This is a genomic window from Bacillus cereus group sp. BfR-BA-01492 (genome assembly GCF_022662815.1).
Lineage (GTDB): Bacteria > Bacillota > Bacilli > Bacillales > Bacillaceae_G > Bacillus_A > Bacillus_A cereus_BD.
In genome coordinates this window covers 178,504-203,875 of the sequence record NZ_JAKUEH010000005.1, presented here as the reverse complement: position 1 = coordinate 203,875, position 25,372 = coordinate 178,504, and the positions used below count along the sequence as shown (strand labels likewise).

Sequence of the window (25,372 nt, the reverse complement as noted above, 5' to 3'; positions counted from 1 at the left end):
TTTTTCGTAGTATGGAGTGAAATCTGTATGAAGGAAAAGACGGTTATTTGGATCGTTAACAATGATAAGAGGTAGACGAAGACGGTCTACAATTAGGGTGGTACCGCGATTTGAATCGTCCCTACTGAGCGCTCAGTAGGGACTTTTTTGTACAAAAAATTGGAAAGGAGAAAGGAAAAATGAGATATATTACAGCTGGAGAATCACATGGACCGCAGTTAACCGTTATTTTAGAAGGAGTACCAGCAGGACTATCATTAACAGCGGAACAGATCAATAAAGAGTTATTAAGAAGACAAAAAGGGTATGGACGAGGAAGACGTATGCAAATCGAGACGGATACAGTGAAAATTGTAAGTGGTGTGCGCCACAGCATGACACTTGGCTCTCCGATTACATTAATCGTGAAAAATGATGATTTTCAGCACTGGACAAAAGTGATGGGAGCAGCACCGATTTCAAAGGAAGAAAGGAAAGAGATGAAACGTACGATTACAAAGCCGCGTCCAGGGCATGCCGATTTGAATGGCGCCATTAAATATGGTCATCGCGATATAAGAAATGTATTAGAGAGATCTTCTGCGAGAGAGACAACAGTAAGAGTAGCAGCTGGGGCAGTAGCAAAACAAATTTTAGCCGAGTTAGGTATTCAAATTGCAGGACATGTTCTAGCAATTGGAGGCGTGGAAGCAAAATATCAAGGGGATTTTTCAATAGAGGAAATTCGGAATATTACGGAAAATTCACCTGTTCGCTGTTTAGATAAAGAAGTAGAACAAGAAATGATGGAAGCGATTGATAACGCGAAAGCAAATGGAGATTCAATTGGCGGGATAGTTGAAGTTATTGCAGAAGGAATGCCAATCGGTGTTGGTAGCTATGTTCATTATGACCGCAAACTGGATGCGAAACTGGCTGCTGCGATGATGAGTATTAATGCTTTTAAAGGTGCTGAAATTGGGATTGGATTTGAAGCGGCAAGAAAACCAGGAAGTCAAGTGCATGATGAAATTTTATGGGACGAAGAAAAAGGGTATATGCGCCGAACAAATCATGCGGGTGGACTAGAAGGCGGTATGACAACAGGCATGCCAATAGTTGTAAGAGGTGTAATGAAGCCAATTCCTACATTATATAAACCGCTTGCAAGTGTAGATATAGATACGAAAGAAGCATTCCACGCAAGTATTGAAAGGTCTGATAGCTGCGCGGTTCCAGCTGCAAGTGTTGTGGCAGAAGCTGTCGTTGCATGGGAACTTGCGGATGCGTTAGTGGAACAATTCGGAAAAGATCGTATGGAATTAATCGCTCAAAATATAATGCAGCATCACAAATACGCAAAAGAATTTTAAGGAAGGGGAGAGGATAGATGAGAGTGAAAGAGCAATTATTATCATTACAGCCGTATAAACCAGGGAAATCACCAGAGCAAATGAAAGAAATATACGGAAATCATTCATTTGTGAAATTAGCATCAAATGAAAATCCATTTGGTTGCTCGCCAAGAGTGATGGAAGAATTACGAAAAGAATGGCGTGAGCATGCTTTATATCCGGATGGTGAGGCGCTAGAACTTAGAGAGACCATTGCAAATAAACTAGGCGTTCAAAAAGAACAGATTTTATGTGGAAGCGGACTGGATGAAGTCATTCAAATCATCAGCCGCGCGATGCTTTGCGCAGGCGATAATATTGTAACCGCTGGAGCTACATTCCCGCAGTATCGTCATCATGCGATCATTGAAGGATGTGAAGTGAAAGAAGTCCCATTAAAAAATGGTGTATATGACTTAGATCGTATGTGCTTAGCGATTGATGAACAGACAAAAATCGTATGGATTTGTAATCCGAATAATCCAACAGGCACATACGTGAATGTGCGAAAATTAAATCAATTGATAGAGAAAGTAAGTAAGCAAACGTTAATTGTTATAGATGAAGCATACTATGAATATGTAGTTGCACAAGATTTTCCAGAAACATTGCTGCTTCTAATGAACCATAAAAATCTTCTTATACTCCGAACATTTTCTAAAGCATACGGCTTAGCATCGTTTCGCATTGGATATGCAGTCGGAGATAAAACGTTAATTGAGAAATTAAATGTTGTTCGTTTACCTTTTAATGTATCTTCAGTTGCACAAAAAGCCGCAGCCATTGCTTTTACTGATGATGACTTCATGAAAGAGGTTGTTCGAAGGAATCGTGAAGGGATACAACAATATGAAAGGTTCTGTCATGAAAATGAGGTTGCATATTATCCATCTCAAACGAATTTTATCTTTTTACCGATAGAACATGCACAAGAGATATATGAAGCTTGTGCACATGCTGGTTTCATTATTCGTCCATTTCCAAATGGTGTTCGGATTACAATAGGAACTCAGGAGCAAAATGAAGGAGTGATTTCCGTGTTAAAACAACACTTTGAAAAGAAAACCAGTACGTCTCGAGATGAGGAAAATGCGTAAAAAAGTGGTATTAATTGGGACGGGGTTAATAGGTGGTTCTCTCGCACTAGCCATAAAAAAAGAATATGCTGTAACAGTGATCGGTTATGACATATATAAAGATCGAGTAGAGCGCGCTAAAGAATTACATGTAGTAGATGAAGTGGCGCTAGATTTACAGCGTGCATGTGAGGAGGCACATGTCATTATTTTCGCTTCCCCTGTTGAAGAAACAAGGAAACTGTTACACAAACTTGCGTCCTTTCATTTACGGGAGGATGTCATTGTGACAGATGTAGGGAGTACGAAAGGGACTATTATGAAAGAAGCGGAAAGCTTATTCTCAAAGAAAGTCTCTTTTATCGGAGGACATCCGATGGCAGGATCCCATAAAACAGGAGTGGAAAGTGCAAAAGCGCATCTATTTGAAAATGCATTTTATATTTTAACACCTATGAATCACGTATTAGATGAGCGTGTTGAAGAATTACAAGAATGGTTGAAAGGGACAGGTTCTCATTTTCTCGTATTAAATACGAAAGAGCATGATTATGTAACTGGAGTAGTCAGCCATTTTCCACATTTGATCGCAGCTGGATTAGTGAAGCAAGTTGAGAAGCATGCTGGTGCTAACCCGCTCATTCATCAATTAGCTGCTGGTGGTTTTAAAGATATTACAAGAATTGCTTCAAGCAGTCCGAAAATGTGGAGCGATATTGTGAAACAAAATCAAGATCATATATTAGAACTTTTAGAAGAATGGATTGTAGAAATGAAAGAGTTATATAGAACAGTTGCAAGCGGCAGTGCGAATGAATTACAACATTACTTTGCAAATGCGAAAGAATACCGCGATTCGTTACCTGTTCGAAAAAGCGGGGCCATTCCATCTTATTATGATTTATATGTTGATGTACTGGATAGAGTTGGAGCACTTGCTCATATTACAAATCTGTTGGCACAAGAAGCAATTAGCATTACAAACTTGCAAATATTAGAGGCGAGAGAAGGCTTGCTTGGAGTGCTTCGCATTAGCTTTCAAAGGGAAGAAGATCGTCAAAAAGCAAAGATAGTACTGCAAAAAGAAGAATATCAAACATATGAAACAATATAAAAAAGGGGGCGAAAATAGATGAAAGAACAAGTGATACAACGTGTGAAAAATGGATTAAGAGGAACAATTCAAATTCCCGGCGATAAATCTATTTCGCATCGCGCTGTGATGTTTGGAGCGATTGCAGAAGGAACAACAACGATTAAAGGGTTTTTACCTGGTGCGGATTGTTTAAGTACGATTTCTTGTTTTAAAGAAATGGGAGTAGAAATAAAGCAAGAGGGTGAGGAAGTAGTTGTTATTGGAAAAGGATTAGAAGGACTACAAGAGCCGAAACATGTTTTAGATGTTGGAAACTCAGGAACAACGATTCGTTTAATGTCTGGAATACTTGCAAATACGCCATTTTATTCCTGCATACAAGGAGATTATTCTATTGCAAAAAGGCCGATGAAACGAGTTACAGTCCCGCTGAAACAAATGGGAGCAAACATTGATGGGAGAGAAGAGGGGACGTTTCCGCCACTTACAATACGTGGCGGGAATTTAACAGCGATTGACTATCAATCTCCTATCGCGAGTGCACAAGTGAAGTCAGCAATTTTACTAGCAGGGCTCACGGCAAAAGGTGTAACGGCTGTTACAGAACCCCATATTTCGCGAGATCATACAGAAAGAATGCTGGAGGCGTTCGGTGTTACTGTAACACGTGAGGGGAAAACAGTGAAACTAGCTGGTGGACAAAAGTTACTAGCGACAAATATAACAGTTCCTGGCGATATATCTTCAGCAGCCTTTTTCTTAGTCGCAGGAGCAGTTTTGCCAAATAGTAAACTTATTTTACAAAATGTCGGAATGAATCCAACTCGTACAGGAATTATAGATGTTCTAATGAAAATGGGAGCGAAATTAAAGATAGAGCCGATTGATCAGGAAGCAGTTGAACTAGCTGCTCGTCTTACGATTGAAACATCGACGCTGCAAGGGATAGAAATTGCAGGAGATATTATTCCAAGACTTATCGATGAAATTCCTATTATCGCTTTAGCGGCAACACAGGCAGAAGGAATGACTGTCATTAAAGATGCCCATGAATTGAAAGTAAAAGAAACGAATCGTATTGATACAGTTGTTACAGAATTAACAAAACTCGGTGCTCAAATTGAAGCAACCGATGATGGAATGATTATTTATGGTAAGTCTAATTTAATGGGAGCTACCGTAAATAGTCATGGAGACCATCGCATTGGCATGATGTTAGCGATTGCAGGTTCTTTAGCAAATGGCAAAACAGTTATTGAAGATGCTGACGCCGTTGGAGTTTCATACCCGGAGTTTTTTGGGACATTAAGTAAACTACAAGTAAAATAAAAAGAGGTTAACAGAAAAAATGTCGATTGTTTTATATCTAAGTCGCTGGCGAAGGGAATTTAACACCTTCAAAATGTGTAATACTATTAAGCAAGCGAATTGTTCCAGCTACATTAGACTTGAAGAAAACCTCGACGACGATTGAAACTTTCATCAGTAAAGCGCCAATTCCTTAGTAATGATTCGTCTTCATCAATCAAGCATGAAGGAATAGTCTATTTTGGATTCATTTTTTGCTTCTGCTGCATGTTGAAATGGAGTACTATTACTTTTATATAGGATTATAGCGACGTTAGTGCGAATAAAAGAAGTAGAATAGGAGGCGAGAAGGATAAAAGTATGTGAGAAGAAAAATTTCAGTTGACAATATACAAAGATGATTGGATATACCTTTAACATGTTAAATATGGTATAGTAAGTGGAGTATGTAATAAAAGTATCGAAATTGGAGGAACCAAATGATTACAGTAAGTAACGTTAGTTTGCGTTTTGCGGATCGCAAATTGTTTGAAGATGTTAACATAAAATTCACGCCGGGTAACTGCTACGGCTTAATTGGAGCAAATGGTGCTGGTAAATCAACATTTCTAAAGATTTTATCTGGAGAAATTGAGCCGACAACGGGTGATGTACATATTACGCCAGGTGAGCGTTTAGCGGTATTAAAACAGAACCACTTCGAATATGAAGAGTTTCCAGTATTAGAAACAGTTATTATGGGTCACACTCGTTTATATGAAGTAATGCAAGAGAAAAATGCGATTTATATGAAAGAAGATTTCAGTGATGAAGATGGTATGCGCGCTGCAGAGCTTGAAGGTGAGTTCGCTGAGCTTAACGGTTGGGAAGCGGAATCGGAAGCTGCTATTCTTTTAAAAGGACTTGGTATTGGTGAAGAGCTTCATGATAAGAAGATGTCTGAATTAACAGGTGCAGAGAAAGTAAAAGTATTACTTGCGCAAGCTTTATTCGGTCAACCAGATGTTCTATTATTAGATGAGCCTACCAACCACTTAGATTTAAAAGCAATTCAATGGTTAGAAAACTTTTTAATGAACTTTGAAAATACTGTTATCGTTGTATCCCATGATCGTCATTTCTTAAATAAAGTATGTACGCACATGGCTGACCTTGATTTCGGTAAAATTCAACTGTATGTTGGTAACTATGACTTCTGGTATGAATCAAGTCAATTAGCTTTAAAATTAACGCAAGATGCAAATAAGAAAAAAGAAGAGAAAATAAAAGAGTTACAAAACTTTATTGCACGCTTTAGCTCAAATGCATCAAAAGCAAAGCAAGCAACTTCTCGTAAAAAATTATTAGATAAAATTACATTAGATGATATTAAACCATCATCACGCCGTTATCCATTCGTTGGTTTCACGCCAGAACGTGAAGTAGGAAATGACTTATTAACGGTTGAAGGTCTTTCAAAAACAATTGATGGAGAAAAAGTGTTAGATAATGTGTACTTTACTTTAAATAAAGGTGATAAAGTTGCATTTATTGGACGTAACGATATTGCGATGACAACATTATTTAAAATTCTTATGGGTGAAATGGAGCCAGATAGCGGTTCGTTCAAATGGGGTGTGACAACATCTCAATCGTACTTCCCAAGAGATAACTCTACATATTTTGAAAACAGTGAATATAATCTAGTTGAATGGTTGCGCCAATTCTCACCACAAGATGAATCTGAAAGCTTCTTACGTGGTTTCTTAGGCCGCATGTTATTCTCTGGTGAAGAAGTGAAGAAGAATGTTTCTGTATTATCTGGGGGAGAAAAAGTACGTTGTATGTTATCAAAAATGATGCTAAGCGGTGCGAATGTACTAGTACTTGATGACCCAACGAACCACTTAGATCTTGAATCTATTACAGCATTAAACAACGGTTTAATCGCATTTAAAGGTACAATTCTATTTACATCTCATGACCATCAATTTGTACAAACAATTGCAAATCGTATTATTGAAGTCACACCAAATGGTGTAATCGATAAAGAAACGACTTACGATGAGTACTTAGAAAATGAAGAACTACAAAAGCAAGTAAGCGCAATGTACCAAAATAAATAAACAGATGGCCCCCCTTTACTAAGAAAGCGTATAGGGGGGATTTTTTATTCCGCTATTTTAAGGTAGTAACAGCCCGAATATAATCAGTGGAGGGTGAATCCCCCATTGATTAAAGTTTCACTTAATCGGAAATGAAGTATGGATCGACTTTCTCTACCTATATAAATGAACCATTACCAATCCAATTGGTAATTTTGGAAATAAAAATGTTTGCGAATGAAACCGCAAAGGTTTATAGTGATGTATATCTTCATTAATGGGTTGTTTTTTGGGGGATAAAATGGAAATATTACAAATGTATTTTGTTAAATATAAAGTAAGGTCAAAATGTTTAGTAGGAAATAGTTGAATAAATAACAGCTTCAAATTATAATTACTAATATTCTTCATACGGTTAAATAAATGAACGATATGAAGAAAGTAGATAAAAAATAGAGATAGACTTATAAGAAATAAGCCTTGGATGATTAAAAGAGGTGGAGAGATGAAACAATTATTACAAAAGAGCAAACGAGTGTTAAGTAATCACTTTGGGTTCTTTATTTTTGCGGTTATTTTATTTTGGTTGAAAACATATGCAGCATATGTGACAGAATTCAACTTAGGAATATCGAACACAATTCAAAAGTTTTTGCTTTTTTTTAACCCGTTAAGCTCAGCCATTTTGTTTCTAGGACTTGCATTATTTGCAAAAGGGAAACGATCTTATATTTGGTTGATTATTATTAATTTGCTACTGTCAATTCTTTTGTATGCAAATGTTGTATACTATCGTTTCTTCAGCGATTTTATTACGTTTCCAACATTGACTCAAACGAATAACTTTGGGGAATTAGGCGGCAGTGTTGTAGCATTGCTACAATCATATGATCCTTTATATTTCTTAGACACAATCGTTTTACTTGTACTTGTTTTAACAAAAGTTGCGAATCCAAAGCCAATTCGCGTTGCAAAGTATAAATTGTCACTAGTATTTATTTCAGCCATTTTAATTTTCAGCATTAATTTAGGACTGGCAGAATCTGATCGCCCGGAATTGTTAACAAGAACATTTGACCGCAGCTACATTGTGAAATATTTAGGCGCTTACAATTATACCATTTATGATGGTATTCAAAGTATGAAAGCATCAACAGAACGAGCTATGGCAGATGGTGACAGTATGACAGAGGTCAGAAATTACATCGCTTCAAACTATGCAAGCACAAGCGCAGAGTATTTTGGAAAAGGAAAAGGGATGAATGTTATCTATATTCATCTGGAATCGTTCCAAAACTTTTTAATTGATTACAAGTTAAATGGGCAAGAGGTAACACCATTTATTAACTCATTTACAAAAGATGCAAATACGTTGTATTTTGATAACTTCTTCCATCAAACGGGACAAGGGAAAACATCGGATGCGGAATTTATGTTAGAGAATTCCATGTTTGGATTACCGCAAGGTTCTGTATTTACAACAAAATCGCATAATACGTATCAAGCAGCACCCGCTATTTTGGGACAACAAGGATATACTTCAGCGGTGTTCCACGGTAACTACAAAACATTCTGGAACCGTGATGACATTTATAAATCATTTGGATTTAATAAATTCTTTGATGCATCATACTATGATATGAACGAGAAAGACGTTGTTAACTATGGTTTAAAAGATAAACCGTTCTTTAATGAGTCAATCCCATTATTAGAAACAGTAAAGCAACCGTTCTATACGAAGTTTATTACGCTATCAAACCATTTCCCTTATCCAATTGATAAGGAAGAAGCAACAATTGAGCCAGCAACAACAGGCGATTCATCTGTAGATACGTATTTCCAAACAGCGCGCTATCTAGATGAAGCAGTCAAAGGTTTTGTCGATTACTTGAAACAATCTGGTTTATATGACAACTCCATTATCGTAATGTATGGGGACCATTATGGTATTTCAGATAACCATAATAGAGCGATGTCACAGATTATGGGCAAGGAAATTCATTCCTTTGAAAATGCACAATTACAACGCGTACCTTTCATTGTTCGTGTGCCAGGAATGAAGGGGGGCGTTCAGCATCAGTATGGCGGAGAAATCGATGTTCTTCCAACGCTATTACATTTATTAGGTATCGATACAAAGAATTATATCCAATTTGGTACAGATTTATTATCACCAGAGCATAAACAAGTTGTAGCATTCCGTAACGGTAATTACGTAAGTCCGACTGTTACTGCGCTTAACGGAAGATATTATGATACAACGACTGGAAAACCAGTAGAGGTTACAGAAGAAATCAAACAAAATGAACAAATGGTTCAGCAAGCACTTAAACTTTCTGACCAAGTAGTAAATGGTGATTTATTACGATTCTATACACCAGAAGGTTTCACACCTATAGATCGTTCGAAGTACAATTATAACCATCGTGATAAAAATAAAACGAAGGTGAAAACAACGCAAAGTACGAAAGCAGAATAAAGTATAAATAAAAAAATCCTACTCATATGAAATAAAGTATGAGTAGGATTTTTTATTTGAATCATGAGTTAATAAGAAAAGGAAATATGTGATTTTATATATAATAAGTATAGAAGTGCTGATGAAAGGGAGAAGAGGGATAGTGTATGGTGGAAAGATATGTAATCTTAACAATTGGAAAAACACATAGCGGGAAAAGTACATTCGCAAGGAAACTTGAAAAGGAATTGGAACATACAGTCGTAATCGACCAAGATGAACATGCAGTATTTCTTCAATCTGTTTATCCTCTACTTGTACCAAAAGAAGGAGAAAATATATTGAAATACAGTATAACAGAGCGAATCATAGAGTATACAATATTAAACACTGCGTATCATATGATTGTATGTAATGCGAATTTACAGGAAGCGCCGCGGACAAGACTCATTCAACAATTTCAAAAACACGGTTTCAAAGTAATTGTTGTGAAGTTTGATTTACCAGTCCACATTATAAAAAATCGGATAGCAAGCAGCCAAAGAAATACAGCGATTTTACGCACAGTTCATTCTTTTGAAGAAGTGTTATATAACCAAGAGTCAATAGAGGTTCCAAAACATGTATCAGGGGCAGATATGGAGTTTTCAATATTTGATGAAAAAGATGCGGAAATTGTTATAAGGAAAATTCGTACGTGTATTTGTTGCAGTGCGACATATGGAGGGTAGACTTTTGGGCTTAAAGCTTTTAGTCTACCCATAACAAATTGCTTGGAATGAAGATATATAATTTCACATACCGTATTGTAAATATATCATAAAATTAAGAAGGTGAAAAAACAGTACAATTATTGCACCGTACATAAACGATAATTTGGACTTAATTTTGCAAGAAATAAGAGATACTATATTAGTAGAAGATGATTTTAATTATCTAATTTTGCAAAGTTAGTATCTATACTTGCAAGGTGAAGGAAGAACAAGTATAGAAAGGGTGTACATCATATGATATTAGATCATCGTAGTGCTGCAATTTTACAACAAATGATGCAAGCGGATAGTTATACTTCTGTTGATCAATTGACAGAAGTACTACAAGTGTCGAAAAGAACAGTTTATTATGATATGAAAAAAGTAGATGACTGGTTAATTACGGAACATCTAGAACCAATTCAATATGTTCGTCCATTAGGATATTGTTTAGATAAGAAAACAAAACAAAAAGTAGCTCAAAAGTTACAAGGATTGATAACAGTTCAATATGAGTATTCTCCACAAGAACGAAAGGCATGGCTTGCGTTATATTTATTAACGGAAGAAAAAAGAATTTTGTTGGAAGATTTAATAAAACTTATTCAAGTGAGCCGAAATACAATACTAGCTGATTTGAAAAAATTGAAAGCAGAGTTAGGAAAGTTCAAGTTATCTCTACAGTTTCACCGTAAGCAAGGATATTACATTAAAGGAATGGAGCAAGGGAAGCGAAATGTATTAATAGCATATCTTTCACAGTTAATTGCAAAGCACAGCTGGGAATATGTAGTTTCTCATATGAGGAACATTGTGAATCATGGAGAAGGAGAAAAGAAGCAAACAGAACAAGAAAAACTTCGTGTAATGAAAGATATTTTATCGAAGTGTGAGGAATTTTTGGGCGTTCAATATACAGACGAGGTGCTTGAGAATTTAAGCGTTTATATGTGTTTGTTTTGTAGTCGTATTGTGAAAGGGCAATATGTTCAAATGGAGGAAACTGAGAAAGCTGTTCTTCGTGAAACAAAGCATTTTCAAGCAGCTACCTATATTGGAAAACAGTTCGAAAAAGTGTTACATGTGAAGTTTCCAAAGGATGAGATTTATTATATTACAACGCACTTATTGGGAGCGAAAGTGAACGCGCAGCAAAAAGAGTATGGAAAGAATGATGTTCACGGTATTTGGCATATTGTCGATTACATGATAAAAGATTTTCAGCATTATGCTTGTGTCATATTCCGAGATTTTACAGGTCTTGCTTCTGACCTATATTTACACATGAAGCCAGCTTTCTATCGCGTGAAATATGGAATTGAAATTGAAAACCCATTGTTGCATATAATTCGAAACAGTTATGCGGAAGTATATCATTTAACAAAGAAAGTGGTTCATCATTTTGAACAATATGTAGGGAAAGAAATTTCAGAAGATGAAATTGCATATATTACGATGCATTTTAGCGCTTGGATGAGGAAGGAAGGAATCGTTCCCAGTCCAAGGAAAACGGCTTTACTTGTGTGTCCAAATGGTATTGGTACGTCACGTATGCTGCAATATCAGCTAGAACAATTATTCTCACATATGGATATTTTACAAGCAATCTCAAAGAGAGAATATGAATCTAATACATTTGATGTAGATTGTATTATTACAACTACTGAATTAGAGAAGGGATTGCTACCTATTTTTATGGTAAATCCCATTTTGACAGATGCTGAAAAGGCATCCTTGCTTCGAAAAGTGAATGCTACTTTATTTCGTGAGGATCAAAATGATTCAGTTGATATTATGATGCAGATGATTCACAAATATGCAGATGTGAGAGATGAGCATGCTTTAAAAAGAGAACTGAGAGAATTTATAAGTGGTCCAGTGCATTTAGGAAGAGAGGAGAAATACAAGCCGATGTTAAACGAGCTATTAACAAAAGAATATATTCAGCTTCAAGATCGCGTTGATTCTTGGGAAGATGCAATTCAAATTGCAGCAAAACCGCTGTTACAAACGGAATATATTTCTGAAGAATATGTGCAAGAAATGATTGCAAATGTAAAAAAATTAGGTCCTTATATTGTTATTGCACCTAAAATTGCAATTCCTCATGCACGACCTGAAGCAGGTGTAAAAAAATTAGGAATGAGCTTATTGCAATTAAAAGAAAGTGTTTCATTTTCTGAAAAACAAGAACATGCGGCTAATTTAATTATTGTATTAGCTGCTATTGATAATGAAACGCATTTGAAGGCATTGGCACAATTAAGTGATATGTTATCACAACCTGAAAATGTCGATCTGTTAATTCGTTCAAATTCAAAAGAACAAATGCTAGAAATGATAGCGAAGTATTCAAATTAGGAGGAAGTTAAAATGAAAAAAATCTTAGTTGTATGCGGAAATGGATTAGGAAGTAGTTTTATTGTTGAAATGAACGTGAAGAAAATACTAGGTGAACTTGGTTTACAAGCGGAAGTTTCTCATACAGATTTAGCATCTAGTAAATCGGAACAAGCTGATTTATATTTAGGATCAAAAGATATTATTTGCAATTTAGAAGATGGTGTTCGTACTGTTGCTGGATTGACAAATATTTTAGATCAAAATGAAATTAAAGAAGCATTGCAAAAACACCTCATGTAACACAGTTGAATAAAGTGAAACTTTAATCAGTGGGATGATTTGATGTCCCACTGATTCTGAGCTGAAGGGGGAGCGGTGCCATGTTTGATTTCATTATGAAAGACATTTTAGGACAACCAGCTATTTTAGTTGGATTATTTGCCATGTGTGGTTTATTGTTACAAAAGAAAAGCTTTGCAGATACTGTATCTGGTACGCTTAAAACGATTATGGGATTTATCGTATTAGGTGGCGGAGCTACAATATTAACAGGTTCTTTAGATATTTTTGGTAAAATGTTTGATAAGGCATTCCATATTAAAGGGATTATTCCAAATAATGAAGCAATCGTTGCAATCGCGCAGCAAACGTTAGGAAAAGAAACAGCATTTATTATGGTATTTGGGATGATTGTAAATTTATTGATTGCGCGATTTACGAAACTGAAATATGTATTTTTAACAGGGCACCATACACTTTTTATGGCCTGTTTAATTTCAGCTGTATTTTCTACAGCGGGGCTAAAAGGTTTTTCACTTGTATTGATAGGATCCATTCTTTTAGGAGTACTGATGGTTATTTTTCCAGCACTATTACAGCCATATGTTAGGAAAATTACAGGTATGGATGATATTGCAATTGGACATTTTGGTTCTGTTGGTTATTTAGCGGCTGGTTTTGTTGGTAGCAAGTTTGGAAATAAAGAAAAATCTACAGAGCAAATTCAAGTACCGAAATCCCTAGGTTTTTTACGTGATACATCTGTTTCTATGTCACTAACAATGGCTGTTCTTTTCTTCGTTGTTGCACCATTTGCTGGAAAGCAATTTATTGAAGCAGAGTTAAGTAATGGACAAAATTTTTTAGTTTATTCTTTTATGCAAGCCATTACATTTGCGGCGGGAGTATATATTATTTTAGCAGGTGTTCGTATGTTAATTGCGGAAATTGTGCCTGCATTTAAAGGGATTGCGGATAAAATTGTGCCAAATGCAAAACCAGCACTTGACTGCCCGACTATTTTCCCATTTGCACCAAACGCAGTTATTATTGGATTTTTAACAAGTTTCATTGCTGGATTATTATCTATGTTCATTTTACCTGTTATTGGTTTAAGTGTTATCGTACCAGGACTGATTCCTCATTTCTTTACAGGAGCAACAGCTGCTGTATTTGGAAATGCAACGGGAGGAAGAAGGGGAGCGATTTTAGGTTCATTTGTAAACGGATTATTTATTTCGTTCCTTCCAGCATTATTGTTACCAGTATTAGGCGGATTAGGGTTTGAAAACACAACATTTGGTGACTCTGATTTCGCTGTTATTGGTATTTTGATTAGCGAAATTGCAAAATTATTTTAAATGAGGCAGAAAGAAAAAAGACTTGATTTTCTAATAAAGAAAATCAAGTCTTTTTCAATTAAATACGATGATCATGCCAGAAGTTTAATGGGAAGTGTTCGTCCTCTTTATAGCTTTCTAACTCGTATCCTTTTTCTTTTAAGCCTTTAATAATAGCAGGCACTGCTTTGACGGATTGTGGATGAATGTCATGCATAAGAATAACTTCCGTTGGCTTGTTCGCACCAGCAAGAACATTTTGAACAATTTGAGCAGATGCTGCATCGACTGGCATTTTATTATATTTCCAATCTAAAGAATCAATTGTCCAGTCCCATACCTTTAAGCCGTTTTCGACTACTTTATTGCGAAGAGCTTCATTTAATCCAGGCATAGATCCGTAAGATGGGCGTGTTAAAACTGGTGATTTTCCGATAACGCCGGCAATTAAACCTTGATCCTCTTTCATTTCATCAACGTAACGACCTTCTGTGTAAAGCTTTTTGTAGTTATGCGTCATACTGTGCATACCAACATAATGACCTTCTGCATGTTCACGTTTAACTAAATCAGGGAATGCTTTTACATTTGAACCGATTAGGAAAAATGTAGCTTTTGCATCTTCTTTTTTCAACATATCTAAAAGTTCAGCAGTGTATTTTCCAGGACCATCGTCAAATGTTAAGTAAGCGACTTTTCGAACTTGCCCGTTATATTGCTTCGGTGCTTCTTTCGGAGCAAGAGCTGTCTGAATTTCACTTACAAGTTGAACCGATTTTGCGTCATCTTCTGTACTTGCATGAACAGCATTTCCTAATCCTAAAATCATTTCGGATAAAAAAATAGCCCCGATGCAAAGTAGCAGTACCCTTTTTACTAAAGTTGTCATTGGAATTCCATTGTGCATAATTTTCCTTCTCTCTATAAAAATTCTACTCTACTATATTAGCAATTTTAGGTAGGGAAATGCAAAGAAAGTTTATAAAAATTGTATAAGATTCTTTCATTCCGTCATTGTTATATGGTTAAGTGATAAGGGCTGAATGAAAAAGATGAAGATCATCATTTTTAAAATTTCACATACTGTATTGTAAAAAATAAAATAGGAAATTTAGAAATAGTGTCGAATATTCATATGTATATAGAGATAAAAAAAGGGGGAGCGATATGAAAGCAATCGAGGCTGCACAAAACATAATCGAGGCTCGATTTCCAAATTGTGATGTTGCTTTATTAGGAGGTAGCGTTGCAAGAGGAGAAGAAACAACAACATCAGATCTCGACATTGTTGTATTAGATAAAAAGCTGCCGTCTTGTTATCGAGAATCATTCTTTTGCAACGGTTGGCCAGTTGAGGTGTTTGTACATAATTTTGAAACCTATAAACAATATTTTAAAAGCGATTGTGAGAGGGGAAGACCAACTCTTCCTCAACTTGTTTTAGAAGGGATTATGTTAAAGGGAGAAAAGCAAATCGTGTCACATGTAAAGAAGGAAGCGCAGCAATTATTAGAGAAAGGTCCTGAAACTTGGACAGAAGAAATAATTAGACGAAAGCGCTATTTCCTTACAGACGCATTAGATGATTTTATTGGTGCAACAAAAAGGGAGGAGGAATTGTTTATTGCAAATCTCCTGGCAGATTTATTACATGAATTTGTACTGAGAGTAAATAGACAATGGGTTGGAAATTCAAAATGGTTTTTTCGTGTGTTAAGAAAATATGATGAAACATTTGCTGAAGCGTTTGTAGCGGCGTTTGATCATTTTTATAGAACTGGGGAAAAGAGAGAGCTTATTTTTTTTATTGAACAAACATTAGATCGTTATGGAGGGAGATTGTTTGAAGGATTTTCGGTTGGGAAGTATAGATAAACATAATATTATTATGTAAACAAATTGTTCGTTACTTAGTTTGATGAAGGGGTGGAAAGATATGATTCGTATTTTAACAAAAGAAGACGCCATACAATATTGGGACTTACGTTTACAAGCATTACAAATGAATCCAGATGCATTTGTAACCACTTACGAAGAAGCGCTACAAAAAGAAAAACCTCTTGAAGAGGTTAAGCGAAATTTAAGTTCAAATACTAGTTATACATTTGGTGCTTTCCAGAATGATAATCAACTGGTAGGGGTAGTAACGTTATTGCTAGAGCAAAAAGCGGTATATAAGCATAAGGGCCATCTTGTTGCGATGTATGTCGATCATCGAAGTAGAGGAAGAGGAATTGCGAAAGCATTAATGGAAGCATTAATAGAAAAGGCAAAAGGAATAGACATAGAGCAAATTTATTTAGGAGTCGTTTCTGATAACAACGCAGCAAAGAAGCTGTATCAATCTATCGGATTTAAAACGTATGGAATAGAAAAAAATGCGCTAAAAATGAACGGTATGTACCGTGATGAAGAATATATGGTGTTATTTTTGTGAAGGAGAAAAGATGATAAGGAAAGATTTATGTGTTATTTTCAGATTTTTCTTCAAATTAATTATACTTCATTATATAGTAGAAGAAAAAGTATAAGGGGTTTTAGGATGAAAGCAATTGCAGCAGGGATATTGGCATCGTTTTTCTTTGCCTTTACGTTTATTTTAAACCGGGAAATGGATTTGCAGGGAGGAAGCTGGATTTGGAGTGCTTCTTTACGTTACTATTTTATGATTCCATTACTATTTATGATCGTGATGTATAGAGGGAACTTAAAAGAACTTTTTCAATATATGAAACATAACCCGAAAGAGTGGTTCCTATGGAGTACGATCGGTTTTGATCTTTTTTATGCGCCGCTTAGTTTTGCAGGAGCATTTGGTCCGGGTTGGCTCGTTGCTTCTACATGGCAAATTACCATTATAGCAGGAATTTTATTAACGCCATTCTTTGCGACATATTCCCTACATAAAAAAATTCTCGTAAAGGAACTTATGATGTCTTCTGTCATATTATTAGGCGTTCTTCTCATGCAAGTAGAACATGCTTCAGCGTTAGGGATTCGCGAAACGCTTTTATGTGTTGTCCCTGTTATCATTGCTGCATTTGCTTATCCACTTGGAAATCGGAAAATGATGCAAGTTTGTAAAGGGGAGTTAGATGTTTTCCAACGTGTTCTCGGTATGACAATTGCGAGCTTACCGTTTTGGTTTGTATTATCGGGTTATGAGCTTTCTGTTAGTGGATTACCATCAAGCAATCAAGTCGTACAATGTTTGATTGTAGCGATTAGCTCTGGTTTAATTGCGACTGTATTATTCTTTTTTGCAACTGATCTTGTAAAAGATGATCCGCAAAAATTAGCTACTGTAGAAGCAACACAGTCTGGTGAGGTTTTCTTTGCCTTATTAGGAGAATTAATCTGGTTATCAGCCCCATTTCCATCCTCATTATCTTGGATTGGCATGAGTTTAGTTGTTGTTGGAATGGTATTGCATAGCTATGTTGCGATCATTGTAAAGAAAGAAGAGAAAATAACAGCGTAAATCGATAGTAGCTCTTTAAAAGAAAAGAGCTACTATTTTTTAAAAGGATATATAGGAGGAAGTGAAAACAATTCATTTCCTCATTTTAGTCAGTAAAGTTCCCGTACATATATCGTGAAGAAAGGTGATGTACAGCATGTTAGAACGAATTGAAAACATAGGACAAGATAACATGGTACATATATTGAAGCTTGCAGTTGGCCCCTCGGAGCCCAGTTTACAAAAAGCAATTCATTTTTATACAAAAAATCAGCAGGCGATATTATATAAATGTGGAGAGAATGCTTGTGTTGGAATGGAACTGATAGGTGAAAATAAAGCAAGATTATGCCATATTGCTGTTTCAAAAGCGAATCGTCATCAATGACTTGCTTCTTATATGATAAAGGAAATCATTCGAATACATCAATTAATCTACTTAGAAGCCGAAACAGACTGTGAAGCAGTTGAGTTTTATAGAAAATGTGGATGGATTATTACAAGCTTAGGAGAAAAATATCCAGGTGTGGAAAGGTTTCAGTGTTATTGGGAATGAATACTTCTTACATATATTTTAGGAGAGTATTTTTTCAATATCTCTAAATTTATTTTTCTAAATATACATGATAAGAATTTTAACTTTATCTTCTAATAAATAAAAAATTAAGAAAAATATGATAAAATGAAAAATGTGAGTTTATGTAAGGTTTGTGATAAAGTGGGGGAATCATGATGAAAATAAATGACATAGTAGCGGAAACAGATTTACCAAATACCATTGAAACAATCACAAATGATTTAAGGAAATTAGGGATACAGAAAGAAATGACAGTGATTGTACATTCTTCACTTAGTTCAATGGGATGGGTGTGCGGCGGAGCAGTTGCGGTGGTAGAAGCGTTAATGAATGTAATTACGGAAGAGGGAACGATTGTAATGCCAACGCAAACATCTGATTTGTCGGATCCAAAAAATTGGGCGCGACCACCAGTTCCAGAAAATTGGTGGCCCATAATTCGTGAGAATGTACCTGCCTTTCATCCTGATATCACTCCAACAAGAGCGATGGGGGAAATTGTAGAGTGTTTCCGTACATATCCAAATGTAAAGCGAAGTAGTCATCCGTTAAATAGTTTCGCTGCTTGGGGGAAACATGCAGAACAGATTATAGCTGGCCATTCACTGTCATTTAGTTTTGGGGAAGAATCTCCATTAAAGAAAATATATGATTTAGATGGATATGTATTATTCATAGGAGTTGGCTATGATTCGAATACATCACTTCATTTATCGGAAATACGTGCTGGGGCGTGTGAATTTATAAAAGAAGGAGCGCCTATTATTGAAAATGGGGTCGGCGTATGGAAAGAGTTTGATGAAATAGACTATGATCCCGCACCATTTGTTAAGATTGGGAAAGAATTTGAAGAAACAAATGCTGTTCAAATTGGAAAGATTGGAAATGCAACGTGTAGAGTTATGAAGCAGAGAGAGATTATTGATTATAGTACAGCGTGGTTTCGCTCGAAAAATAAGTAAGGGATGATTCAAATGAAGGGGAAAAAGATAGTAATTACTTACAGTCATTTTCATTTATTCATTATATTTTAGTGGCCGGTGAACTGGCGTTTTTAAGTTTAGAGTTATTCATTCTATATAAAATTGCGAGAGCGTTGCCTAGGATTATACGATATTATAAACAATATAAGAGCGAATATCCATCATTCGCTTTTGCAATTGATCAAGCATTTGATGTTGCGGTGAGAAGAAATAAGGTAGTAGATGTGATTGTTTCGGAATGTAAATTACTGTACTACGCTTTATTCTCTTGGCGTACAAAGATGCCAGAAAGCCCGCATATATTTTCCTATCATAAAAAAACTGGAGCCATCCCGTTTTATATTATGATTATTCATGCAACGCTCATCGAATCGATTGGATTTCATTATTTACTTCATCAATGGAATGAATGGTTAGCTTGGATTTTGCTCATTTTCAATATCTATGGAATTCTTTATTTTTTAGCTGAGATACAAGCAATTCGCACGAATCCATATATTATGACGGAAACAGAAATCATCATTCAAATTGGGTTTGGAAAGAAAATAATCATCCCATTTTGTCAAATAAAAGACATTGTATTTTATAAAGGAGAAAGCTTAACAAAGGGAGAAGAAAAAGAAGTATTTGAAGCGACTCTCATGGAGTTTATAAAGGAGCCGGCTAGAATCGAAATCAAACTAAAAGAACCATTAACGGCTCATTTATTATATGGATTTGTAAAAAAAGTAAAGCGCGTACGTTTGAATGTAGACGATGAACAGAAGTTTTATGAGGCGGTTGTTGAAAAATTAGAGAAGTGTAAGCGATATGAGTAAAATCGAGAAAGTATTATCTATAGGATTTGTATGTAAGACTGTACTACGTGAGTTTAATGATTTTACATATCTAGAAGTGAAAAAATTGGAGATAATCCCCATAAAACACAGTTGACTTATCGGAAATGTTTATATAATATATAGTTAATTCAATAATATATTGCTGATTGGAAAAACCAAAGGCATTTCATTCATTTATGAAATGCCTTTGGTTTTTTTATTTGTTATATCATTTCTTAATTCATTTATTTTAAGGGGGCGAGTGTGTGACAGTTTCCATTCAAGGCGTTACGAAATCTTTTGTGAAATCCTCTGGAAGTGTTCGAGTGTTAGAGGATATTCAGTTACAAATAAATAAAGGAGATTTTGTAACTATAATTGGCCCAAGCGGGTGTGGCAAAAGTACTTTATTAAAGATTGTAGCAGGATTAGATAATGATTTTATCGGTGAAGTTTTCATTGATGGGGAACAAGTGACAGCACCAAGTATGAAACAAGGATTTATTTTTCAGGAGCATCGTTTGTTTCCGTGGCTTACAGTTGAAGAAAATATTGCAGCTGATTTATCACTTAGACAATTAGAGGTACAAAGACAAGTGAAGGAGTGGATTGAAGTCGTTCGGCTCAAAGGATTTGAAAAGTCTTATCCAAAAGAGATATCCGGCGGTATGTCACAAAGAGTTGCCATTGCAAGAGCACTATTACGAAATCCCAATGTATTACTACTAGATGAACCATTTGGTGCGCTAGATGCATTTACGAGAACGCATCTACAAGATGTGTTACTAAATATTTGGAAGCAAAAGAAGACAACAATGATTTTAGTTACGCATGACATAGATGAAGCAATTTATCTTTCCAATCGGGTTGTCATTATGAGTCATAGACCTGGAACAATAAAGAAAGTGATCCCTAATCCATTACCATATCCACGAAGTAAGACTTCTTCATTATTCCAACAATTTCGAACGAAAGTTTTAAAAGAGTTTGAGTATGAAGAACTTACGACTAAAAGTGTATAAGGAGGGAAGGTTGATGCAGAATAAAAAGATTATATTGATTTATTTTGCTTTAGGGATATTACTTTTATTGATGGGGTGTCAAAGTAAGGCAGCAAGTGGAAAAAATGAGAAGGGAGATCTAACAATCCAAATTGGTATACAGCAAGGGTTAAGTCCGCTACTACTCGCGCAGAAAAAGGGATGGTTTGAAGAAGAGTTTGAAAAAGCTGGTGTCAAAGTAAAGTGGACGGAGTTTCAAAGTGGTCCTCCTTATTTTGAAGCGATTGCCTCAAATCGTTTAGACTTTGGGGAAGTTGGAAACTCACCGGTTATCTCCGCTCAAGCTGCGAATATTGAATTTACAGAAATTGCAAATACGAGCTATGCAAGAAAAGGTACAGGAATTCTTGTGAAAAAAGATAGTAAAATTACAAGTATAAAAGATTTAAAAGGGAAAAAAGTTGCCGTCGCAAAAGGAAGCAGCGCATTTAATTTATTATACCGTGCGTTAGAGAAAGAAGGATTAGATGCAAAAGATGTCGATGTTATTCAGTTACAACCTGATGAAGCACAGCCAGCTTTTGAATCAGGATCGGTAGATGCATGGGCAATCTGGGATCCATTTATATCATTACATACATTAAAAAAGGGGGCAAAGGTGATTGTAGATGGTGATACATTAAACATCCCATCGCCAGAATTTATTGTTGCAAGAACAAAGTTTGCGAAAGAACACCCAGAACTCGTTGTGACGTTTCTGAAAGTATATGAAAAAGCGCGAGTGTGGCAGGAGTCTCATTTTGAAGAGGCAGTCAATATTTATGCTTCCGCAAAGAAAATTGATCCTGAAATTGTAAAAGAAGTATTTCATCACGACAAACCTATTTTAGTACCAATTGCGAAGGACATTATAAAAGAACAGCAAAAGACGGCTGATTTCCAATATAAACTGCATTCTATTAAAAAGAAAATTAAGCCTGCTGAAGTTGTAGATAATACGTATGTTGAAAAAGCATTAAAATCGGAGTGAAAAGAGGTGTTACACGATGGAAGGAGCGAAAACGATAGTTGAGACAGCAGAAGTCAAATTAGCTCAAACGCAAGAAATGACTCATTCTCGTAAAAAGAATGTTTCTCTCTTGATACGAGCAATTATCATACCGACTATCGTATTGCTGATTTGGCAATTGGCAGGATTTTTGGAGCTTGTTTCTAAAACAGTTTTACCTACACCGTGGGATATTTTTCTAGCTTTTCAGAGCCTTGTTCAGACGGGGGAATTGTTTAATCATTTAAGTATTAGTGTGTTTCGAGCAGCTGTTGGCTTTTTCATTGGCGGCAGTCTAGGGGTGGTTTTAGGAACAATTGTTGGTTTTTCAACAAGAAGCGAGCAATATTTAGATCCCTCGATACAAATGCTAAGAACTGTACCACATTTAGCTGTGGCACCATTATTTGTTTTATGGTTTGGATTTGGCGAAACATCAAAAGTATTACTGATTGCCGATGGGGCTTTTTTTCCTTTATATGTGAATGCGTTTTTAGGAATTCGTGGTGTAGACTCCAAGTTATTTGATGTTGCTAGAGTATTAGAATTTAGCAAAAGGAAGTTAATCACAAAGCTCATTTTACCGGCTGCTTTACCAAATTTATTATTAGGTGCCAGATTATCTCTAGGTGTTGCATGGGTGAGCTTAGTAGTAGCGGAACTTATGGGCTCAACGGAAGGAATTGGCTATATGATTATGGATGCGAGACAATTTTCTAATACAGATATTGTTTTTGTAGGAATTATTATTTTTGCATTTGTAGGGAAATTTTCAGATTCACTCGTTCGCTTATTGGAAGTGAGATGTTTGAAATGGAGAGATAATTACAAAGGGGAGTCTGGAGTTTAAAGAGTCGAATTGGAAATGAATCAGAGTATATCGTGAGATTTTCATAAGCCGCAAGTTAAAGGAGAACGTAAAACGAAAAAGGGGTGTATGAAGAAATGGAAATATTATGGTTTATTCCAGCTTATGGTGATGGCAGGTATTTAGGTACGACAAAAAGAGGGAGAGCTGCTGAGTACGGATATTATAAGCAAGTTGCACAAGCAGCTGATTATTTAGGATATAGCGGTGTATTACTTCCTACGGGACAAGGATGTGAAGACCCTTGGGTATTAGCTTCAGCACTTGCTGCTGAAACGGAAAAATTACGTTTTTTAGTTGCGGTAAGGCCAGGGATTATGTCACCAACAGTTGCAGCGAGAATGGCGTCGACATTTGATCGGATTTCATCTGGACGTCTTCTTATTAATGTTGTAGCGGGAGGAGATCCAGTTGAACTACAGGGAGATGGTCTATTTTTAGATCATGATGCAAGGTATGATGCTACAGATGAGTTTTTAAAGGTTTGGAAATCAGTTTTGCAAGGAGAACAAGTCTCTTTAGAGGGAGAACACATTCAAGTAAAAGACAGTAAAGTTGTGTTTCCGCCTGTTCAATCCCCGCATCCGCCGATTTACTTTGGTGGATCATCAGATGCCGGGAAAGCTGTAGCAGCAGAACATTGTGATATATATTTAACATGGGGAGAACCACCGGCGCAAGTAGAACAAAAAATAAAAGAAGTAAAAAAATTGGCAGAAGCAAAAGGACGTACAGTTCGCTTCGGCATTCGATTACATGTTATTGTAAGAGAGACAGAAGAAGAAGCTTGGAAAGATGCGGAACGATTTATTCAATATGTAGATGATGCCACAATTGAATTGGCTCAAAAAACATTTGCACGTTATGATTCAGTTGGACAAAAACGTATGACACGTTTAAATAAAGGAGCGAGAGAAGCCTTGGAGATTAGCCCGAATTTATGGGCTGGTATTGGATTAGTACGGGGAGGCGCTGGAACAGCTCTTGTTGGAGATCCACATACAGTGGCAAAAAGAATAAGAGAGTATGAAGAACTAGGTATAGATACATTTATTTTATCCGGTTATCCACATTTAGAAGAAGCGTATCAAGTAGCTGAACTGCTATTTCCACTTTTACCGGTATCCAAAAATGAGAAAGATAAAATTGTTGGAGAAATGATTGCGGATGCCTATGCATTAGAAAAGAAATAATAGAGTAATAAAAACAAACCGGCAAGCTGCTATCTCGCCGGTTTTTATCGTAAAATTCGAAAAAATATGATAAAATAAAAAGGTAACTTATGGTATGGTTGGGTGTTCAATTATCACTTCTCCACATAGAAGGGGGGTGATAATTCGTGAGCGAGATTACGTTGCTACTGCAAGGTGGATTATTTCTCGTTGCATTGCTGACGTTCGTTGTCGTTTTAATTGACAAGCTCAAAAAATAACAACCCATCTATGCCAATAGAATATGGGTTGTTATATTCATAAGAAACAAATAGGATAAATGAACAATCCAATCTGTCAAGTTACGTGGACTAGTGTGTAGCCGCACACTAGTCTTTTTTATTTATATACAATTTTTATTGTTTTATGTGATTGTATTGTTCTTTTCATACTCATTATAACATAGTGTCTTTTTATCAAGAAAGGAGATCGTATGTTCTAGTTTTGAATACTTATGATGAAATATGCGTAGATGGTCTTTTTTCTCTAAATAAATGATTCATGTATTCTTTTAAACTTTCTATGTAGAATGATTGGTTTTGAACATCATTCACACCAACAATTGGAGAAGGAAGATTATACGCTTTTTGAGAAAGATGAACAACAACATCAAAAATATTAAATAGACGGATGAAACAGAATAAACCGTCTTTATCACTTAATAAAATAAAGTAGTGATTATCACTTTTTGTATTTAATGTATTCCATAGCGAGCTTTTACTTAAGTCACGCACAATACTTTTTTCCTTTAATTCAAAGAAGTCTGCGTTGGATAGAATGGTGGAAATTTCAATTGCATCCGGGTCATCAAAATAGCCATCTATTGCTTGAACAGCGAAAGTGTAAGCCATTTTTAAAATACTCATTTTATATTTTCGATTATCCAAAAGTAATTCACGTTGAATGGAGCTGGCTACTTTTGTAACACGTTCTTCTTTCCAAATTTCATTATGTAGTGAAATATCGTGTTTTTTACATAGTTTCATAATAAGAGAGTTAGAATAATGAATTTCATCTTTTGTCTCGGCAACATCTGTTTCCGCCGCAGCTAATTCTTGACCATATTCATTTATGTAAAGGGGAGAGTCAATTTGTTGCTTCATTTGTTCAATTTTATATTGGCTAAGTTTATGTCTAATTAATGGGCGATCAACATGTATTGTAAGATGTTCATGGCAGGAATCACAAACTGAATTTGTGAAATAATATCCACATAATATCTCTGGAATGACGTGTTGCTCACTAAGTTCTTTCGTTTCTTTTCGGCAAATGATACATTGCGCCATATTTATCACCT

General features: G+C 35.8%; 21 protein-coding genes, 2 pseudogenes and 1 other annotated feature (1 of these 24 cut by a window edge). Of the genes and pseudogenes, 21 read left to right on the top strand and 2 right to left on the bottom strand.

Features of this window, described 5'->3' with window-relative positions; translation table 11 throughout:
- Positions 1-126: a binding site (T-box leader), on the top strand; it begins 109 nt to the left of the window's first position.
- 53 nt (positions 127-179) lie between these two features.
- The 10 genes from aroC to MR063_RS09310 all read left to right on the top strand — a co-directional run bounded on the left by aroC (position 180) and on the right by MR063_RS09310 (position 14,130).
- Positions 180-1,352 carry a chorismate synthase gene (gene aroC / locus MR063_RS09355; protein WP_242196793.1) on the top strand — a complete coding sequence of 391 codons (1,173 nt, stop codon included), beginning with the start codon at positions 180-182 and terminating at the stop codon, positions 1,350-1,352.
- Between the two features lie 17 nt (positions 1,353-1,369).
- Positions 1,370-2,470, top strand: a complete 1,101-nt coding sequence (gene hisC, locus MR063_RS09350; RefSeq protein WP_242196790.1) for a histidinol-phosphate transaminase — start codon at positions 1,370-1,372, stop codon at positions 2,468-2,470.
- Entirely contained in the window at positions 2,463-3,563 is a 1,101-nt protein-coding gene (tyrA, locus tag MR063_RS09345; protein WP_242196787.1) for a prephenate dehydrogenase, read from the top strand. Before hisC ends, tyrA begins: the two co-directional genes overlap by 8 nt.
- A gap of 18 nt (positions 3,564-3,581) precedes the next feature.
- Complete coding sequence (gene aroA, locus MR063_RS09340) at positions 3,582-4,874, top strand: 3-phosphoshikimate 1-carboxyvinyltransferase (protein WP_242196784.1); 1,293 nt, start codon at positions 3,582-3,584, stop codon at positions 4,872-4,874.
- Between the two features lie 458 nt (positions 4,875-5,332).
- Positions 5,333-6,958 carry an ABC-F family ATP-binding cassette domain-containing protein gene (locus MR063_RS09335; RefSeq protein WP_242143202.1) on the top strand — a complete coding sequence of 542 codons (1,626 nt, stop codon included), beginning with the start codon at positions 5,333-5,335 and terminating at the stop codon, positions 6,956-6,958.
- A gap of 484 nt (positions 6,959-7,442) precedes the next feature.
- Positions 7,443-9,416 carry a lipoteichoic acid synthase gene (gene ltaS, locus MR063_RS09330; protein WP_242196781.1) on the top strand — a complete coding sequence of 658 codons (1,974 nt, stop codon included), beginning with the start codon at positions 7,443-7,445 and terminating at the stop codon, positions 9,414-9,416.
- 146 nt (positions 9,417-9,562) lie between these two features.
- Positions 9,563-10,126 carry an ATP-binding protein gene (locus tag MR063_RS09325; protein WP_242196778.1) on the top strand — a complete coding sequence of 188 codons (564 nt, stop codon included), beginning with the start codon at positions 9,563-9,565 and terminating at the stop codon, positions 10,124-10,126.
- Positions 10,127-10,402: 276 nt separating this feature from the next.
- Complete coding sequence (locus MR063_RS09320) at positions 10,403-12,508, top strand: BglG family transcription antiterminator (protein ID WP_242196776.1); 2,106 nt, start codon at positions 10,403-10,405, stop codon at positions 12,506-12,508.
- A 12-nt stretch (positions 12,509-12,520) separates the two neighbouring features.
- Complete coding sequence (locus tag MR063_RS09315) at positions 12,521-12,790, top strand: PTS sugar transporter subunit IIB (RefSeq protein ID WP_242143198.1); 270 nt, start codon at positions 12,521-12,523, stop codon at positions 12,788-12,790.
- 80 nt (positions 12,791-12,870) lie between these two features.
- The gene (locus MR063_RS09310) at positions 12,871-14,130 is read left to right on the top strand and encodes a PTS ascorbate transporter subunit IIC (protein ID WP_242196773.1); all 1,260 of its coding nucleotides are present in this window, start codon (positions 12,871-12,873) and stop codon (positions 14,128-14,130) included.
- A gap of 58 nt (positions 14,131-14,188) precedes the next feature.
- On the opposite strand, the gene MR063_RS09305 is transcribed toward MR063_RS09310, so the two are convergent.
- Positions 14,189-15,016, bottom strand: a complete 828-nt coding sequence (locus tag MR063_RS09305) for a peptidoglycan-N-acetylglucosamine deacetylase (RefSeq protein ID WP_242196770.1) — start codon at positions 15,014-15,016, stop codon at positions 14,189-14,191.
- A 260-nt stretch (positions 15,017-15,276) separates the two neighbouring features.
- On the opposite strand from MR063_RS09305, the gene MR063_RS09300 reads away from it, so the two are divergent.
- From MR063_RS09300 to MR063_RS09250, 11 genes and pseudogenes are all read left to right on the top strand, one after another.
- Positions 15,277-15,984, top strand: coding sequence for a nucleotidyltransferase domain-containing protein (locus MR063_RS09300; protein WP_242196767.1), 708 nt, complete (start codon positions 15,277-15,279; stop codon positions 15,982-15,984).
- Between the two features lie 61 nt (positions 15,985-16,045).
- The gene (locus tag MR063_RS09295) at positions 16,046-16,546 is read left to right on the top strand and encodes a GNAT family N-acetyltransferase (protein WP_242196764.1); all 501 of its coding nucleotides are present in this window, start codon (positions 16,046-16,048) and stop codon (positions 16,544-16,546) included.
- A gap of 105 nt (positions 16,547-16,651) precedes the next feature.
- Positions 16,652-17,590, top strand: coding sequence for a DMT family transporter (locus MR063_RS09290; RefSeq protein ID WP_242196761.1), 939 nt, complete (start codon positions 16,652-16,654; stop codon positions 17,588-17,590).
- 136 nt (positions 17,591-17,726) lie between these two features.
- A pseudogene (locus MR063_RS09285) lies at positions 17,727-18,125 on the top strand (GNAT family N-acetyltransferase).
- 176 nt (positions 18,126-18,301) lie between these two features.
- A complete protein-coding gene (locus tag MR063_RS09280; protein ID WP_242196758.1) occupies positions 18,302-19,108 on the top strand; it encodes an AAC(3) family N-acetyltransferase in 807 nt (268 codons plus the stop codon).
- Positions 19,109-19,137: 29 nt separating this feature from the next.
- Positions 19,138-19,947: pseudogene (locus tag MR063_RS09275) on the top strand (hypothetical protein); the annotation flags it as partial.
- Positions 19,948-20,213: 266 nt separating this feature from the next.
- Complete coding sequence (locus MR063_RS09270) at positions 20,214-20,969, top strand: ABC transporter ATP-binding protein (protein ID WP_242196754.1); 756 nt, start codon at positions 20,214-20,216, stop codon at positions 20,967-20,969.
- Positions 20,970-20,982: 13 nt separating this feature from the next.
- Positions 20,983-21,978: an aliphatic sulfonate ABC transporter substrate-binding protein gene (locus MR063_RS09265; protein ID WP_242196751.1), complete on the top strand. Its 996-nt coding sequence runs from the start codon at positions 20,983-20,985 to the stop codon at positions 21,976-21,978.
- A 76-nt stretch (positions 21,979-22,054) separates the two neighbouring features.
- Complete coding sequence (locus MR063_RS09260) at positions 22,055-22,846, top strand: ABC transporter permease (protein WP_396021829.1); 792 nt, start codon at positions 22,055-22,057, stop codon at positions 22,844-22,846.
- 95 nt (positions 22,847-22,941) lie between these two features.
- Positions 22,942-24,057 carry an FMNH2-dependent alkanesulfonate monooxygenase gene (gene ssuD, locus MR063_RS09255; protein WP_242196745.1) on the top strand — a complete coding sequence of 372 codons (1,116 nt, stop codon included), beginning with the start codon at positions 22,942-22,944 and terminating at the stop codon, positions 24,055-24,057.
- A 146-nt stretch (positions 24,058-24,203) separates the two neighbouring features.
- On the top strand, positions 24,204-24,296 hold the full coding sequence (locus MR063_RS09250; protein ID WP_087095017.1) for a putative holin-like toxin: 93 nt from the start codon (positions 24,204-24,206) through the stop codon (positions 24,294-24,296).
- Positions 24,297-24,527: 231 nt separating this feature from the next.
- On the opposite strand, the gene MR063_RS09245 is transcribed toward MR063_RS09250, so the two are convergent.
- Positions 24,528-25,361, bottom strand: coding sequence for an HNH endonuclease (locus MR063_RS09245; protein WP_242196742.1), 834 nt, complete (start codon positions 25,359-25,361; stop codon positions 24,528-24,530).
- Positions 25,362-25,372 lie beyond the last annotated feature (11 nt).

Coding starts and splice junctions, on each gene's coding strand:
- aroC (WP_242196793.1), top strand. CDS start 180: ATGAGATATATTACAGCTGGAGAATCACATGGACCGCAGTTAACCGTT.
- hisC (WP_242196790.1), top strand. CDS start 1,370: ATGAGAGTGAAAGAGCAATTATTATCATTACAGCCGTATAAACCAGGG.
- tyrA (WP_242196787.1), top strand. CDS start 2,463: ATGCGTAAAAAAGTGGTATTAATTGGGACGGGGTTAATAGGTGGTTCT.
- aroA (WP_242196784.1), top strand. CDS start 3,582: ATGAAAGAACAAGTGATACAACGTGTGAAAAATGGATTAAGAGGAACA.
- MR063_RS09335 (WP_242143202.1), top strand. CDS start 5,333: ATGATTACAGTAAGTAACGTTAGTTTGCGTTTTGCGGATCGCAAATTG.
- ltaS (WP_242196781.1), top strand. CDS start 7,443: ATGAAACAATTATTACAAAAGAGCAAACGAGTGTTAAGTAATCACTTT.
- MR063_RS09325 (WP_242196778.1), top strand. CDS start 9,563: ATGGTGGAAAGATATGTAATCTTAACAATTGGAAAAACACATAGCGGG.
- MR063_RS09320 (WP_242196776.1), top strand. CDS start 10,403: ATGATATTAGATCATCGTAGTGCTGCAATTTTACAACAAATGATGCAA.
- MR063_RS09315 (WP_242143198.1), top strand. CDS start 12,521: ATGAAAAAAATCTTAGTTGTATGCGGAAATGGATTAGGAAGTAGTTTT.
- MR063_RS09310 (WP_242196773.1), top strand. CDS start 12,871: ATGTTTGATTTCATTATGAAAGACATTTTAGGACAACCAGCTATTTTA.
- MR063_RS09305 (WP_242196770.1), bottom strand. CDS start 15,016: ATGCACAATGGAATTCCAATGACAACTTTAGTAAAAAGGGTACTGCTA.
- MR063_RS09300 (WP_242196767.1), top strand. CDS start 15,277: ATGAAAGCAATCGAGGCTGCACAAAACATAATCGAGGCTCGATTTCCA.
- MR063_RS09295 (WP_242196764.1), top strand. CDS start 16,046: ATGATTCGTATTTTAACAAAAGAAGACGCCATACAATATTGGGACTTA.
- MR063_RS09290 (WP_242196761.1), top strand. CDS start 16,652: ATGAAAGCAATTGCAGCAGGGATATTGGCATCGTTTTTCTTTGCCTTT.
- MR063_RS09280 (WP_242196758.1), top strand. CDS start 18,302: ATGAAAATAAATGACATAGTAGCGGAAACAGATTTACCAAATACCATT.
- MR063_RS09265 (WP_242196751.1), top strand. CDS start 20,983: ATGCAGAATAAAAAGATTATATTGATTTATTTTGCTTTAGGGATATTA.
- MR063_RS09260 (WP_396021829.1), top strand. CDS start 22,055: ATGACTCATTCTCGTAAAAAGAATGTTTCTCTCTTGATACGAGCAATT.
- ssuD (WP_242196745.1), top strand. CDS start 22,942: ATGGAAATATTATGGTTTATTCCAGCTTATGGTGATGGCAGGTATTTA.
- MR063_RS09245 (WP_242196742.1), bottom strand. CDS start 25,361: ATGGCGCAATGTATCATTTGCCGAAAAGAAACGAAAGAACTTAGTGAG.